The 13,629-nt window shown below is 38.0% G+C and carries 14 protein-coding genes; 9 read left to right on the top strand and 5 right to left on the bottom strand.

What is annotated here, in order from left to right; all coding sequences use genetic code 11:
• Positions 1 to 184: 184 nt before the first annotated feature.
• The gene (locus V6R96_RS10845; protein WP_111960493.1) at positions 185 to 739 is read right to left on the bottom strand and encodes a thioredoxin family protein; all 555 of its coding nucleotides are present in this window, start codon (positions 737 to 739) and stop codon (positions 185 to 187) included.
• 158 nt (positions 740 to 897) lie between these two features.
• Here V6R96_RS10845 and V6R96_RS10840 point away from each other — a divergent pair, with 158 nt between their 5' ends.
• The 4 genes from V6R96_RS10840 to V6R96_RS10825 all read left to right on the top strand — a co-directional run bounded on the left by V6R96_RS10840 (position 898) and on the right by V6R96_RS10825 (position 7,905).
• Positions 898 to 1,494 carry a TetR/AcrR family transcriptional regulator gene (locus V6R96_RS10840; protein WP_111960491.1) on the top strand — a complete coding sequence of 199 codons (597 nt, stop codon included), beginning with the start codon at positions 898 to 900 and terminating at the stop codon, positions 1,492 to 1,494.
• Between the two features lie 352 nt (positions 1,495 to 1,846).
• On the top strand, positions 1,847 to 3,007 hold the full coding sequence (locus V6R96_RS10835; RefSeq protein ID WP_111960489.1) for an efflux RND transporter periplasmic adaptor subunit: 1,161 nt from the start codon (positions 1,847 to 1,849) through the stop codon (positions 3,005 to 3,007).
• 41 nt (positions 3,008 to 3,048) lie between these two features.
• Positions 3,049 to 6,231, top strand: coding sequence for an efflux RND transporter permease subunit (locus tag V6R96_RS10830; RefSeq protein WP_336378950.1), 3,183 nt, complete (start codon positions 3,049 to 3,051; stop codon positions 6,229 to 6,231).
• 261 nt (positions 6,232 to 6,492) lie between these two features.
• A complete protein-coding gene (locus V6R96_RS10825; protein ID WP_111960485.1) occupies positions 6,493 to 7,905 on the top strand; it encodes an efflux transporter outer membrane subunit in 1,413 nt (470 codons plus the stop codon).
• 326 nt (positions 7,906 to 8,231) lie between these two features.
• Here the strand turns inward: V6R96_RS10825 and miaA are convergent, their stop codons facing one another.
• Positions 8,232 to 9,179 carry a tRNA (adenosine(37)-N6)-dimethylallyltransferase MiaA gene (gene miaA / locus V6R96_RS10820; protein WP_407934760.1) on the bottom strand — a complete coding sequence of 316 codons (948 nt, stop codon included), beginning with the start codon at positions 9,177 to 9,179 and terminating at the stop codon, positions 8,232 to 8,234.
• Positions 9,180 to 9,277: 98 nt separating this feature from the next.
• Here miaA and V6R96_RS10815 point away from each other — a divergent pair, with 98 nt between their 5' ends.
• From V6R96_RS10815 to V6R96_RS10795, 5 genes are all read left to right on the top strand, one after another.
• The gene (locus V6R96_RS10815) at positions 9,278 to 10,135 is read left to right on the top strand and encodes a YicC family protein (protein WP_111960481.1); all 858 of its coding nucleotides are present in this window, start codon (positions 9,278 to 9,280) and stop codon (positions 10,133 to 10,135) included.
• A 70-nt stretch (positions 10,136 to 10,205) separates the two neighbouring features.
• Positions 10,206 to 10,769, top strand: a complete 564-nt coding sequence (gmk, locus tag V6R96_RS10810) for a guanylate kinase (RefSeq protein WP_111960479.1) — start codon at positions 10,206 to 10,208, stop codon at positions 10,767 to 10,769.
• Between the two features lie 121 nt (positions 10,770 to 10,890).
• The gene (gene nadA / locus V6R96_RS10805) at positions 10,891 to 11,910 is read left to right on the top strand and encodes a quinolinate synthase NadA (protein WP_111960477.1); all 1,020 of its coding nucleotides are present in this window, start codon (positions 10,891 to 10,893) and stop codon (positions 11,908 to 11,910) included.
• On the top strand, positions 11,910 to 12,410 hold the full coding sequence (locus tag V6R96_RS10800; RefSeq protein ID WP_336378951.1) for a hypothetical protein: 501 nt from the start codon (positions 11,910 to 11,912) through the stop codon (positions 12,408 to 12,410). Before nadA ends, V6R96_RS10800 begins: the two co-directional genes overlap by 1 nt.
• 81 nt (positions 12,411 to 12,491) lie before the next feature.
• Positions 12,492 to 12,638, top strand: a complete 147-nt coding sequence (locus V6R96_RS10795) for a bacteriocin-like protein (protein ID WP_336378952.1) — start codon at positions 12,492 to 12,494, stop codon at positions 12,636 to 12,638.
• 65 nt (positions 12,639 to 12,703) lie between these two features.
• On the opposite strand, the gene V6R96_RS10790 is transcribed toward V6R96_RS10795, so the two are convergent.
• The 3 genes from V6R96_RS10790 to V6R96_RS10780 all read right to left on the bottom strand — a co-directional run bounded on the left by V6R96_RS10790 (position 12,704) and on the right by V6R96_RS10780 (position 13,431).
• Positions 12,704 to 12,898 carry a bacteriocin-like protein gene (locus V6R96_RS10790; protein ID WP_111960475.1) on the bottom strand — a complete coding sequence of 65 codons (195 nt, stop codon included), beginning with the start codon at positions 12,896 to 12,898 and terminating at the stop codon, positions 12,704 to 12,706.
• A gap of 81 nt (positions 12,899 to 12,979) precedes the next feature.
• Complete coding sequence (locus V6R96_RS10785; RefSeq protein ID WP_223560179.1) at positions 12,980 to 13,150, bottom strand: hypothetical protein; 171 nt, start codon at positions 13,148 to 13,150, stop codon at positions 12,980 to 12,982.
• Positions 13,151 to 13,230: 80 nt separating this feature from the next.
• Positions 13,231 to 13,431 carry a hypothetical protein gene (locus tag V6R96_RS10780; protein WP_336378953.1) on the bottom strand — a complete coding sequence of 67 codons (201 nt, stop codon included), beginning with the start codon at positions 13,429 to 13,431 and terminating at the stop codon, positions 13,231 to 13,233.
• Positions 13,432 to 13,629 lie beyond the last annotated feature (198 nt).

The following is a 13,629-nucleotide window of genomic DNA, read 5'->3' as shown; positions in this document are numbered from 1 at the left end:
AGCATGACAGTTCTAATACTAATTGTTTTATTTTAACGATGTCATGCTGAGCGGAGTCGAAGCATATTTTATAGAATATTCCCCACAAATCCGCAGAGGTTTATACATAAAAAAACTGCTCTTGAAAAAGAACAGCTTTATACTTATATATAATGGTTAAAAATTTCAACCATTCACTATAATATTACTTCCATTTAATATTACAACCCATGCTTGGTCTCTGGATCTCTTCCTGAGGTTCCCCCAACAAAAGATTTTCGAAAGCAATGATCAGATCTTCTCCGGTTACATCTTTATTATTTCCAGGCCTTGAATCATCCATCTGTCCTCTGTAGATAAGGTCCAGTTTATCATCAAAGAAATAGAAATCCGGTGTGCAGGCTGCATCGTAAGCTTTAGCAACCGCCTGGCTTTCATCATACAGATATGGAAAATCAAACTTTCTTTCAATCTGGAATTCTATCATTTTTTCCGGAGCATCGGCCGGGTATTTTTCAACATCATTGGCATTGATCGCAATGAATTCAATCCCTTTATCATTATAATCTTCATACAATTCGTTGATCTTGTCGATCACGTGAAGAACAAACGGGCAATGGTTGCACATAAAGATCACCAGTGTGCCTTTTTCACCTTTCAGATCTTCCAGAGATTGGATCTCGTTAGTTTTTGAAGGGTTCGGAAGCTCGAAAAACGGAGCTTTGGTTCCTAAAGCCAGCATATTAGAGGGAGTATTCATATCCTTTATTTTCTTTATCCGCAAAGATAAAGTTTCTTTTAATATAAAGCCAATTCAGCAATTTATAAACTTGAGTTAAATGTTAATTATTAAATATTATTTGGAAGTTATGCCTAAAAGTTTGTAGTTTTGCTAACACTGTTAGTAAATAAAAAATCATGGGCCTACATGAACGTCGTCAAAGAGAGAAAGAATCCATTCGTGCAAATATTTTGCAGGCGGCTTTCGGTTTGGCTAAAACAGAAGGCTGGGCTTCACTTTCGATGCGGAAGATTGCAGATGCTATTGAGTACAGTGCTCCTGTAGTCTATGATTATTTTGAAAACAAAGAGGCAATTTTGTATGAAATTTCTCTGAATGGCTTTCACTGTCTTCACATAGAACTGTTAAAGGCACAGAGAAAATTCGACACTCCGGAAGAGCAGCTTATTGCCATAGTAGATGCTTACTGGAATTTTGCCTTTAAAAATAAGGAATACTACCAGCTGATGTTTGGGTTGGGAATGCAATGCAGCGGAAAGGGCCAGATGAAAGAAGAGTTTTCGTCATTCCAGGACCTTATTTATGAATGTACCTATAATATTATTAAAAAGAACGGATCTAATCCGGACAATGCCTGCCATATGTCGCACGCTTTATTTTCGGCGGTGCACGGGCTGATCTCTATTATGATGATGCGGAATACAGATATTCCTTCTACAATGAATAAAACGACTTTAGACGAAACGGTTTCTGCTTTTGTTAAGTCTTTGTAATTTTTTTTTGAACCAAAGATTAACGCTGTTAGGAAATATAACATTTGAATATCAATAAATATTCACTTAAAACTAAAATTTAACCATGAAAACAAGCATTCAAATTTCGGGACAGTTTTTCCTTTAAACTTAACACCGTTAGATAAATTAACACACTTAATACACCTCACTTATATATAAAATTCAACATTAAAAACAGCCAGCTATTATGAAAATGACGATCTGACCTTTATTAAAAATTTTGAAATTTTTTTTGAACTAATCATTAACACCGTTAGGAAAAATAACAGAATTTATTTAAAAGAACATTATTACTTAAATCTAACACTTCATTAAAAAAATTAAACCAACAATGAAAATACCTGGAAAAATAAGGTTTATTGTACTTATATCAAGTATTATCCTTTTGCAGAACTGTACCCAAGCAGCAGAAGGTTCCAATGCAGCACCGCCTGCTCCGGAGCTTCCGGTTTATACCGTGATCACCTCTCCAGCTACAACATATCAGGAATTTCCTACCGCACTGGAGGGTAAAAATAACGTGGAAATCAGATCTCAGGTAGATGGGTACCTGGATAGAATCTACGTAGAAGAAGGCTCATACGTAAGAGCCGGACAGCCTTTATTTAAAATAGATTCAAGAGCCTATGGCGAGCAAATGAATATGGCCCAGGCCAATTTACAGGTGGCCAACGCCAATATTCAAAAGGCTAAAGTGGAGGTTGACAGACTTCAGCCACTGGTAGAAGCAAAAGTTGTCTCTGATGTACAGATGAAAACGGCTAAAGCCAATTATGCAGCAGCCGTAGCCGCCGCATCACAGGCAAAAGCATCTGTAGGAGGTGCCAGAATAAATGTAGGATTCACCACCATTACAGCACCTGTAAGCGGATATATCGGAAGAATTCCTTACAAAAAAGGAAGCCTGATATCAAGAACAGATGTTAATCCGTTGACACTATTATCGGATATCAGCGAAATTTATGCCTATTTCTCTTTAAGTGAACTGGATTTTATCGCGTTTCAGAATAAATACCCGGGAGCGAGCTTAGATGAAAAGCTAAAGAACATGCCAATGGTAGACCTGGTGATCGCAGACAACAGTACGTATCCTGAAAAAGGGAAAATGAGTATTGTAGACGGGCAGTTTGATAAAACCACCGGAGCCATTACCGTTCGTGCAGTTTTCCCTAATGAAAAAGGCGCTTTAAGAACAGGAAATACAGGAAGGGTGCGTATGCCTCAGATGCTTTCCAATGCTGTGGTAATCCCGCAGGAATCTACTTTTGAAATTCAGGACAAAACTTATGTCTATATTTTAGGTAAAGACAACAAAGTAACCAGCAAACCGGTAAAAATCTCAGGAAAAACCGAAAGCTATTACTTTATTTCTGAAGGACTTTCTCCGGGTGAGAAAATCGTATACACCGGAATCGGAAACCTAAAGGACGGAGCTTCTATCAAGCCGAAAGTAATTTCATCTGACAGCTTATTGAGAGCTAAACCTTTGTAATCTATTCCGAATACAGAAGACTTAAAAAAAATAAACTTCTTATGTTAAAACAATTTATAGAAAGACCCGTACTATCAACGGTCATCTCCATTATACTGCTATTGCTGGGGGCACTTTCGGTTTTCAACCTGCCGATTACGCTGTTTCCGGATATTGCGCCTCCCAGTGTTCAGGTAACGGCATTTTATCCGGGAGCGAACGCTGAAGTTGTAGCCCGCTCCGTTGCTGTTCCTATTGAAGAAGCAGTAAATGGGGTTGAGAATATGACCTATATGACCTCCAACTCAAGTAACGACGGTACCATGACCCTGAGTGTATTTTTCAAACAGGGCTCAGATGCGGATAATGCTGCAGTCAATGTTCAGAACCGTGTATCTAAAGCGATGAGCCAGCTTCCTCAGGAAGTAGTTCAGGCCGGAATTTCCACACAGAAGGTACAGAACAGTATGATTATGTTCATGGGACTGTCCAGTGATGACCCTAAGCAATATGACGAGCTGTTTCTTCAAAACTATCTGAAGATCAATATTATTCCGCAGATACAGCGTATTCCGGGTGTTGCCCAGGCTCAGGTTTTCGGAACAAGAGATTACTCGATGAGAATCTGGTTAAAGCCGGACCGACTAGCAGCCAATAACCTTTCTCCACAGGAAGTGATGGCCGCTATCAAAGATCATAACCTTGAAGCTGCACCGGGACGTCTCGGCCAGGGAAGTAAGGAAACTTACGAATATATTTTAAAGTATAAAGGTAAACTAAGCAAAAATGAAGACTATGAAAATATTGCTATCAAAGCCAATAATGACGGTTCATTTTTAAGATTAAAAGATGTAGCCAGAGTAGAATTCGGTTCCTATACTTACACAGCAGCCAACAGAGTGGACGGTAAACCTGTAGCAGGTTTCGCGATCCTTCAGACTGCAGGTTCCAATGCGAATGAAATTCTTACTGAAATTGAAAAGCAGGTTGATCAGTTTTCCACTACCCTTCCAAAAGGAGTAAAGCCAATCATCATGTACAATTCCAAAGACTTCCTGGATGCGTCTATACATCAGGTGGTTGAGACTTTGGTGATTGCATTTATCCTGGTATTTATTGTGGTGTATATTTTCCTTCAGGATTTCAGATCTACATTGATTCCTGCGATTGCAGTTCCGGTAGCCATTATCGGTACCTTCTTCTTCCTGCAACTGTTTGGATTCAGTATCAATATGTTGACATTGTTCGCACTGGTACTCGCCATCGGTATTGTGGTGGATGATGCTATTGTGGTGGTAGAAGCCGTCCATTCCAAAATGGAACAGACAGGAATGCCGGTAGAGCAAGCCACTACAAACTCTATGAGTGAAATTTCCGGTGCCATTATTTCCATTACATTGGTGATGTGTGCCGTATTTATTCCGGTTGGTTTCATGCAGGGTCCTGCGGGAGTTTTCTACAGACAGTTTGCCTTTACTTTGGTAATAGCAATCATGATCTCAGCAGTCAATGCATTAACATTGAGTCCTGCTTTATGTGCATTATTCTTAAATGATCCTCAGGGAGAACATGGTGAGCACGGTCATAAAAAAGGTTTTGGAGCGAAATTCTTCAATGCATTCAATGTAGCCTTCAATAATATGACCAGAAAATATATCTACAGCCTTAAGTTTTTAATTAAAAACAAATGGGTAGCCGTTGGAGGTCTTGCACTTATCATTGCTTCAAGTATTTTCTTGATCAATAAAGCTCCGACAGGGTTTATCCCAACAGAAGATCAAGGATTCGTTTTATATGCTGTAAATACCCCTCCGGGAAGTTCACTGGACAGAACGAACAGAGCTACTGAGCAGATTGATAAAATTGTAAATGCTGAAAAAGCCATGAATCACCTTTGGGTAGCTGATGGGATGAACTTTATCAGTAATGCCAACGCATCCCCTTATTCTGCAGGTTTCATTAAGCTAAAAGATTATAAAGACCGTGGTGAAATGAAAGACCCGGATCAGATTGCAGCAGCGCTGACAGGGAAAGTATCACAGGTGAAAGATGCCAACGCGTTCTTCTTCAATTTCCCGACAGTACAGGGATTTGGTAACGTTTCCGGATTTGAATTTATGCTTCAGGATAAAACAAACGGCTCTTTTGAGCAGTTGGGAACAACCACTCAGGCCTTTATCGGTGAACTGATGAAACGTCCGGAAATAGCATTCGCCTTTACAACTTATGCTGCCGGAAACCCTCAGTACACAATAGATGTAGATTCGGATAAAGCGAATCAGCTGGGTGTCTCCATAACAGAATTGATGCAGACCATGCAGATCTATTACGGAAGTAGTTTTGTTTCGGATTTCAACAGGTTCGGGAAATATTACAGAGTAATGGCCCAGGCAGATATTCCTTACCGTACAGATGCGAATTCTCTGGAAGGAATTTATGTTAAAAACAATTTAGGTGAAATGGTTCCTGTAAAGACTTTGGTTACTTTAAAAAGAACTTTCGGTCCTGAAACCGTGACAAGAAATAACCTTTTCAACGCGGTAACCATCAATGGAACTCCAAAACCCGGTTACAGTACCGGAGATGCCATTAAAGCTGTAGAAGAAGTGGCTCAGAAATCTCTTCCGAGAGGTTTCGGATATGAATGGACGGGAATTACCCGTGAGGAGATCAAAACAGGTGGCCAGACCGCATTTGTATTCATGTTAAGTATACTATTTGTGTATTTCTTATTGGCTGCCCAGTATGAAAGTTATATTCTTCCGTTCGCTGTTATTTTAACAGTTCCTACAGGGATTTTCGGAGTATTTGCTTTCACCGGGCTAGCAGGAATTGACAATAATATTTACGTTCAGGTAGGTTTGATCATGCTCGTAGGACTTCTAGCGAAAAATGCGATCCTGATTGTAGAGTTTGCAGTTCAGAGAAGAAAAGCAGGAAAAACACTGATTGAATCAGCCCTTCAGGCTTCAAGATTACGTTTGAGACCTATTCTGATGACCTCATTTGCCTTCATCATCGGTATGCTTCCGCTAGTTTGGACACAGGGAGCTGCTGCAAAGGGTAACCATTCTATCGGTATCAGTACCGTAGGAGGAATGTTTACAGGAGTAGTATTCGGGATTTTCATCATTCCGGTAATGTATGTAATCTTCCAGTACCTGCATGAAAAAATGCCGAGCAGAAAAAAAAGAAGACTTCAAAAACAAAAATTGGAGGAAGAACTTTTAGCCACTGCTCATTAATAAAAAATGATTTACGAAACTTTGAGAGATTAAAATCACATTTTTTATGAACCATTAAGTTGTATTAAGATGTTAAGAATATTAAGATGAGCTCCGCTTGAAGCATATACTTATAAATCTATTTGATTTTCTTAACTAAACTTAACTCCTTAAATGTTCTTAATGGTTCGGTAAAAGCAAAGTATTCTCCTACTAAAGACCTCTTTGCATCAACAAAATCCTCTCAAAGTTTTGTTTTCAAATAAAAGTCTATTTAAAACTATGAAAAGAATTAAGAATTTTATTCTGACCCTTATATTGGCTTTAGGCGCGGTTTCGTGTGTGTCCAAACTGGCATATACGGAGCCGGACCTTCAGCTCCCGGAAAAATTTCAGTACACGGCTACTGCTGATACAGCAAGCATCGCCAACCTGGAATGGAAACAGTTTTTCAGCGATCCTATTTTACAGGGACTGATTGAAAAAGGAATAAAAAATAACTATGATCTGCAGATTGCTCTAAAACAGGTAGCTTCTTCACAGGAAAAACTGAAACAGGCAAAATATCTTCAGTATCCTGATGTAGGCTTTGGTGTGTCAGCACAAATTTCAAAACCTTCGGAAAACAGCATGAACGGGAAAAGCTTAAATTCATTTTTAGGCCAGAACCATGTTGAAGATTACAACGCAGCATTCAATCTTTCCTGGGAGGCCGACATCTGGGGCAAGATCAAAAATCAGCAGGAAGTTTCAAGAATGCAGTACCTGCAAACTTACGAAGCTACAAAAGCAGTACAGACCCAGGTAGTAGCAGCGATTGCCCAGGGATACTATAATTTATTGATGCTTGACAAGCAATTAAATATTGCAAAATCAAATCTGGAATTAAGCAACAATACGCTTTCGATTACTGAAAAAATGTGGCAGAGCGGTGATACAACTTCTTTAGGCGTTCAGCAGGCTACGGCACAGAAACAGGCTACAGAGCTCTTGATCACTCAGCTGGAACAAAATATTGCGATCCAGGAAAATGCTTTAAGTATTCTTGTAGGTGAAAATCCAACTAAAATCAGCAGAACAATTGAAATGTCTGACACTTCTCTTCCGCAGGATATCTCAGCAGGCCTTCCGGCAGCTATGGTGAGCCGTCGTCCGGATGTGCGTCAGCAGGAACTGGTTCTGTTGGAATCCAATTCAATGGTGGGAATTGCTCAGGCTAATATGTACCCTGCCTTGAAAATCACGGCAAGCGGAGGTGTTAATTCATTTAAAATCGATAACTGGTTCCAGATTCCGGCGTCATTGTTCGGATCTGTATTAGGGGGAATTACCCAGCCAATTTTCCAGAAAAGACAGTTAAAAACCGACCTGAATGTAGCTAAAATCCAGAGAGAGAAAAATGTATTGGCCTTCCGTCAATCTGTTTTAAATGCTGTGGGTGAAGTTTCCGATGCTTTGGTGTCTAACGAAAGTTTAAAAGTTCAGGAACAGAAAGCGGCAGAACAGGTATCAACGTTGAAAAACGGAATAAAAAGTGCAGAAATGCTTTACAAAGGCGGAATGGCCAATTACTTAGAAGTGATAACAGCTCAGGGAAATTCTTTACAGGCTGAACTGAATCTTGCGTCCGTAAAAAGACAGAGACTGAGCAGCATTGTAGATCTTTACAGAGCTCTTGGCGGCGGTTGGAAGTAGTAAATTTAATTATATTGTTTGAAGTGCGGTCTCTGGTTTAGGGGCCGCATTTTTGTTTTCTCCTGCAGGTTGAATTACTAATTAAGCGCATTAAAATAACACAAACATCTGTCGGATCTGCTCAGTCTGCGAGATATTTTACGTTATAAACCACATCAATCCCTTTGTAGATCATCAATTTGAACCATTAAGATCATTTAAGGAGTTAAATTTATCTAAGAAGAAATCACATGAAATTTTTAAATTCTCATCACTTAAAGCGAAGCTAAACTTAATATTCTTAAAAACTCAACCAATCCTTAATGGTTTAAAAATATACCGAAAATTTATTTTTGGAACTGCCCGGAAATCCATTGAAGCAGCTCTTCAAAGTCTTTTTGCGAATATCCTAATGGCAGATAGTGAATATCCTCTGCTTTTCTGTACCATGTCAGCTGACGTTTTGCATATCTGCGGCTGTTTTTTTTGATCTCGGAAACAGCAAAATCCAGATCCCATTCTCCGTCAAAATATTTGAATAACTCTGCATATCCAACAGTTTTCAAAGCAGTAAGATCTTTAAACTTCTCTAAACTTTCCGCTTCCGCCAAAAGTCCTTTTTCCATCATGATATCTACTCTTCTGTTGATCCTGTCATACAAATCCTCTCTTGGAGCTTCAATTCCGATACGGATCACATTAAAGTCTCTGGAATCCTGAGAAACAGCAATCTGTTCAGAATATTTTTTATCCGTCTGCCAAATTACGTCAATAGCCCGTAAAAGTCTTCTGTGATTGTGAAAATCCACCACTTCAAAATACTCGGGATCAAGTTTTTTTAATATTTCCTGAAGCTTTTCGATTCCTTCGATATCAAGGATTTCCTGTAATTTTTTCTGATTGTTTTCATCAGCTTCAGGTAAGTCATTCAAACCTTCAATAACTGCTTTTTCATACATCATACTTCCGCCGACCAAAATAACGGTGTCATGATTGATAAAAAGTTCATTGATTTTTTTTAAAGCATCTTCCTCATACTGCCCGATAGAATAGTACTCCTGAACCGAAAGATTCCCGATAAAATGATGAGGTGCTTCCGCCAGTTCTTCTTCCGAAGGCGATGCTGTCCCTATTTTCATTTCTTTAAAAAACTGGCGGGAATCGCAGGAAATAATTTCCGTATTAAAATGCCTGGCCAGATCAATTGCCAGCCTCGTTTTGCCTATTCCAGTGGGTCCTACAACTGAAATCAAGTTTTTTATATGTAGTTTATCTATTTGTTTATTAAAAGTCATATGGAATCTTAAATCTTCATCATTAATTGTGGTTTCCAAATCACTGCGATTTCACAGTGCTAATTTAAATGTTTATCTTTGTACAACAATAAAAAACTATGATTTTATCAATGACCGGATTCGGCAGAGCCGAAGGTGTTTTTGAAGGAAAAAAGATTTCAATAGATATTAAATCTCTGAACAGCAAAAGCTTTGATTTGAATATTAAAGTCCCTTTACGTTATAAAGAGAAAGAATTTGAGATCAGAAAAATCCTTAATGACAGAATTATCCGTGGAAAGGTAGATTGCTACATTAATTTGGAGAACCTTGAAGAGACGAATGACGTAAAGATCAACAGGAGTTTAATTGACTCTTATATGAATGAGCTTCGTACCATCGCTTCTGACGGTCCAGACTTTGAATATCTGAAAATGGCAGTAAGACTTCCTGATGCCATTACTTCAAGGCCTGATGAACTTACAGACGGTGAATGGGAGGCTTTGGCAAAGATCGTTCATGCAGCTGTAGACCGTTTTATGGAATTCAGAAAGACAGAAGGATCTATTTTACATGAAGAACTCGAAAGAAACATCCAGAATATTGATAAATATCTTTCTGAAGTAGTTCCTTATGAAGAAGAAAGAATCATTGCTGTAAAAGAGCGTTATCAGAAATCTTTAAAAGAATTCGAGAATGTAGACGAAACACGTTTCTACCAGGAAATGGCTTACTTCACGGAGAAACTTGATATTGCAGAAGAGAAAGTAAGGCTGACCCAGCATTTGAAATACTACAAAGAAGTAATGGATAACGAAGATTTCAACGGAAAAAAACTTGGCTTTATTTCCCAGGAAATCGGAAGAGAGATCAATACTTTAGGTTCAAAGGCCAATCATGCAGAGATCCAGAAGCTGGTAGTCATGATGAAAGATGATCTGGAAAAAATAAAAGAACAGACGTTAAACGTATTGTAGACCATAGACCTATAGACAAGAGATCAAAGAGTTTATTCTCATATCTCTAATCTAAAAATCTCTAATCTAAATGAATAAAGTAATCATATTTTCAGCACCATCGGGGAGCGGAAAAACTACATTAGTAAAGCATTCTCTGGAAACGTTTCCTGAACTGGCGTTCTCCATCTCATGTACCACAAGACAGCCGAGGGGAAGTGAGATCCATGCAGTGGATTATCATTTTTTGAGTCCTGATGAATTCAGACAGAAAATAGCGGAAGATGCTTTTGTAGAATATGAAGAAGTATATACTGACAAATATTACGGTACTTTAAAATCTGAAGTGGAAAAAATCTGGAATCAGGGAAAAGTAGTTATTTTTGATGTAGATGTAAAAGGGGGAATTTCCTTAAAAAAATATTTTGGAGAGCAAGCCCTGTCCATTTTCATTGAACCGCCTTCCATAGAAGAATTGGAACGAAGATTGATCTCCAGAAATACGGACGATGCAGAAACCATCAAAACACGTGTAGCAAAGGCAGAAGAAGAAATGACCTTTGCGAAAGAGTTTGACAGGATCGTTATTAATACCGATCTTGATGTAGCAAAAAAAGAAATAGAAAGTTTAATAAAAAATTTTATTGGGAATTAAGAGATGGATGATGGAAGTCGAATCATGGAAGTTTGAAAGAGTAATTACAATTCAAACTACAACATTCTAACTTCTAATTTCTAGCTTCTAACTTCCAGAATCAAAAAACATTAAGGTGGATATGAGTACCGAAACATTAGAAAAAGCTAAATCTGCGATTCCTGTAAGAGGATTTCTGGATATAAAAGACATAGCAATCCCTCAAGGAGAAGAACTGGTGAAAGCTATTCTGAAACTTAAGGAAGAAAAAAATGCGGTGATCCTTGCCCATTATTACCAGCCGGGAGAAATTCAGGATATTGCTGATTTCCTGGGAGATTCTCTGCAGCTGGCAAGACAGGCCAAAGACACCAATGCAGATATGATCGTATTCTGTGGAGTACATTTCATGGCTGAAGCCGCTAAAATTCTGAACCCGACTAAAAAAGTAGTTCTTCCTGACACCATGGCCGGATGTTCTCTGGCAGACGGATGTTCTGGAGAAGGATTGAGAAAAATGCGCGAACAGCATCCTAATGCCCTGATCGCTACGTATATTAACTGCAACGCAGAAACTAAAGCAGAAAGTGATATCATCGTAACCAGCTCAAATGCTGAAACTGTGATTGAAGCCCTTCCAAAAGACAGACCGATCATTTTTGCTCCGGATAAAAATTTGGGAAGATATTTATCTAAAAAAACCGGTCGTGATATGATTCTTTGGGACGGAAGCTGCATCGTACACGAAGCATTTTCTATGGAAAGAATTGCCCAGCAGATGGCAGACAATCCTGATGCAAAGTTAATTGCACATCCTGAAAGCGAGGAAGCCGTTTTAAAATTGGCTCACTTTATAGGTTCTACTTCTGCCCTGCTGAATTTTGTAGAGCAAGACGATTGCCAGAAATTTATTATCGCCACTGAGGAAGGAATTCTTCACGAAATGAAAAAACGTGCCCCGCATAAGGAACTGATTCCAGCGCTGGTTTTTGATGAAAGCTGCAACTGTTCGGAATGTTTCTATATGAAACGTAATACCATGGAAAAATTGTATCTGTGTATGAAATACGAGCTTCCGGAAATCCTTATCGACGAAGAACTTCGTTTAAAGGCTCTTAAGCCAATCGAGGCCATGCTGGATCTTTCGAAGTCAATCAAATAATGAAAAAAACATTTTTACTATTGCTTCTATTTGCCAGTAGTTTGTACTTTTCTCAGAATCATAAAGAAATAGTGATCAGACAAGCCACTGAAATGAGGAAATATTTCATGGAAAAAAATTATAACGCATACAGTAATTATGTTTATGATGGTGTTATAAAAATGTTTGGAGATAAAAAGAAAATGATCAGTACATCGGTGGGTGCTGTTGAAAAAATGAGTAAAGCCGGATATACTTTCAAAAAAGTTGATTTTTCTGAAGTTTCTGATATTATTCATACTAAAAATGAACTGCAGACAGTAGTCCATCAAAAAATAGAAATGGAAACACCTAAAGGTAATGTTTTGGGTGATTATTATATAATAGCCGTTTCAAAAAATAATGGAAAAAATTGGAAGTTTATAGACACTTCAGGAAAAAGTATTGAATCAGTAAGAAAATACTTTCCAAACTTAAGTTCTAAACTTTATATTCCAAATAAGAAAATTACTATCAAATAGAAAGTATAAAATAATAATAAAGCACTGTTTCACAGTGCTTATTTTTTTATATATTTAAGATTCAAACCAAAATCTTTACATATGAAAAATTTAAAAAAATTAGACAAAGCATGTCTAAAAAGCATCAATGGCGGAACATCAACAGAATGTGCCACTTATTGTAAACCCGATGAAGTATGTATTCCGGGAGTATGTGGTAGTCCTCCAAAATGTTTAGCCACTTCTTAAAAAGTTGATGAGTTAATCAACTTTAGTAAATTAAAAAGCACTGTTTTATAACAGTGCTTTACTTTTTAAATGGGGCCGAAGCAGAAATAATCTACTTTCACCCTTAATTTGCAACATTCAGGCAAAGCATTAAAATCTTCACATGATTTTGGATAATCCGGACCTACTCCATAAGGTCCCGGAGGGCAGTACTCAAAACAGGTATTTCCTCCGTTAATCGATTTCAGATTCTCTCTGCCTAACTTTTTAAGATTTTTCATATTGATTTGTTTTGGTTTCTAAATATAGCATTTTAAACCTCATCTATGAAAATGTACTAATAAAAAGAGACTCTAAATTAATTACACCATCGGAGCATAGCATGTACCTCCCGGAGTTCTCCAGCAGCCCCATGCGCCACCACCGCGAAAACATACATACGCAGCCCCGCCACATGTTTCAATTTGAAAGTCGGTAAATCCACCGCTGATTTTACTCTTTCCTTCTCTTGAAAGTTTTTTTAAATTTTTCATATTAATTTTAATTTTGTTTCATAAATACAATACTTTAAACATCATTTGTGAAAAAACATCACAACATGAAGAATAAAGTTTTAATTGACCACTGGACCTACGCAGCTCATCATCACAAGATATTGTCCTTTACAACAATCCGTCAAAGCAGCATACTGCTGACAGCTGCGTGTTGCTCCGGATCCCGGGGGGCCAAAAGTAGTTCCTGCAGGATAGGGACAACCTCCCGGACATGCTGCACCATTTACTTTTTTCAACTGTTGTTTCGATAATTTTCTCATAATACTTTTTTTTATTGTTAATAACTATTTACAGTTCCATTATAACTGAATTTTTCACATGCTGTTGATATGCTTAACAAAGATGGAACTCAAAAACATCAAAGCCAAACCAGAATTAGCAGGTGTAGCTGAATATTGAATAAGTGATACAATTTGAAAGATTTCTGTAATCAACATTTCCAACAAAATAATTTTGAT

It is taken from the genome of Chryseobacterium sp. CCNWLW53, from assembly GCF_037083525.1.
Classification (GTDB): Bacteria; Bacteroidota; Bacteroidia; order Flavobacteriales; family Weeksellaceae; genus Chryseobacterium; species Chryseobacterium lathyri.
The sequence above is the reverse complement of the archived record's forward strand: the minus strand, read 5'-3'. Positions and strand labels throughout refer to the sequence as shown.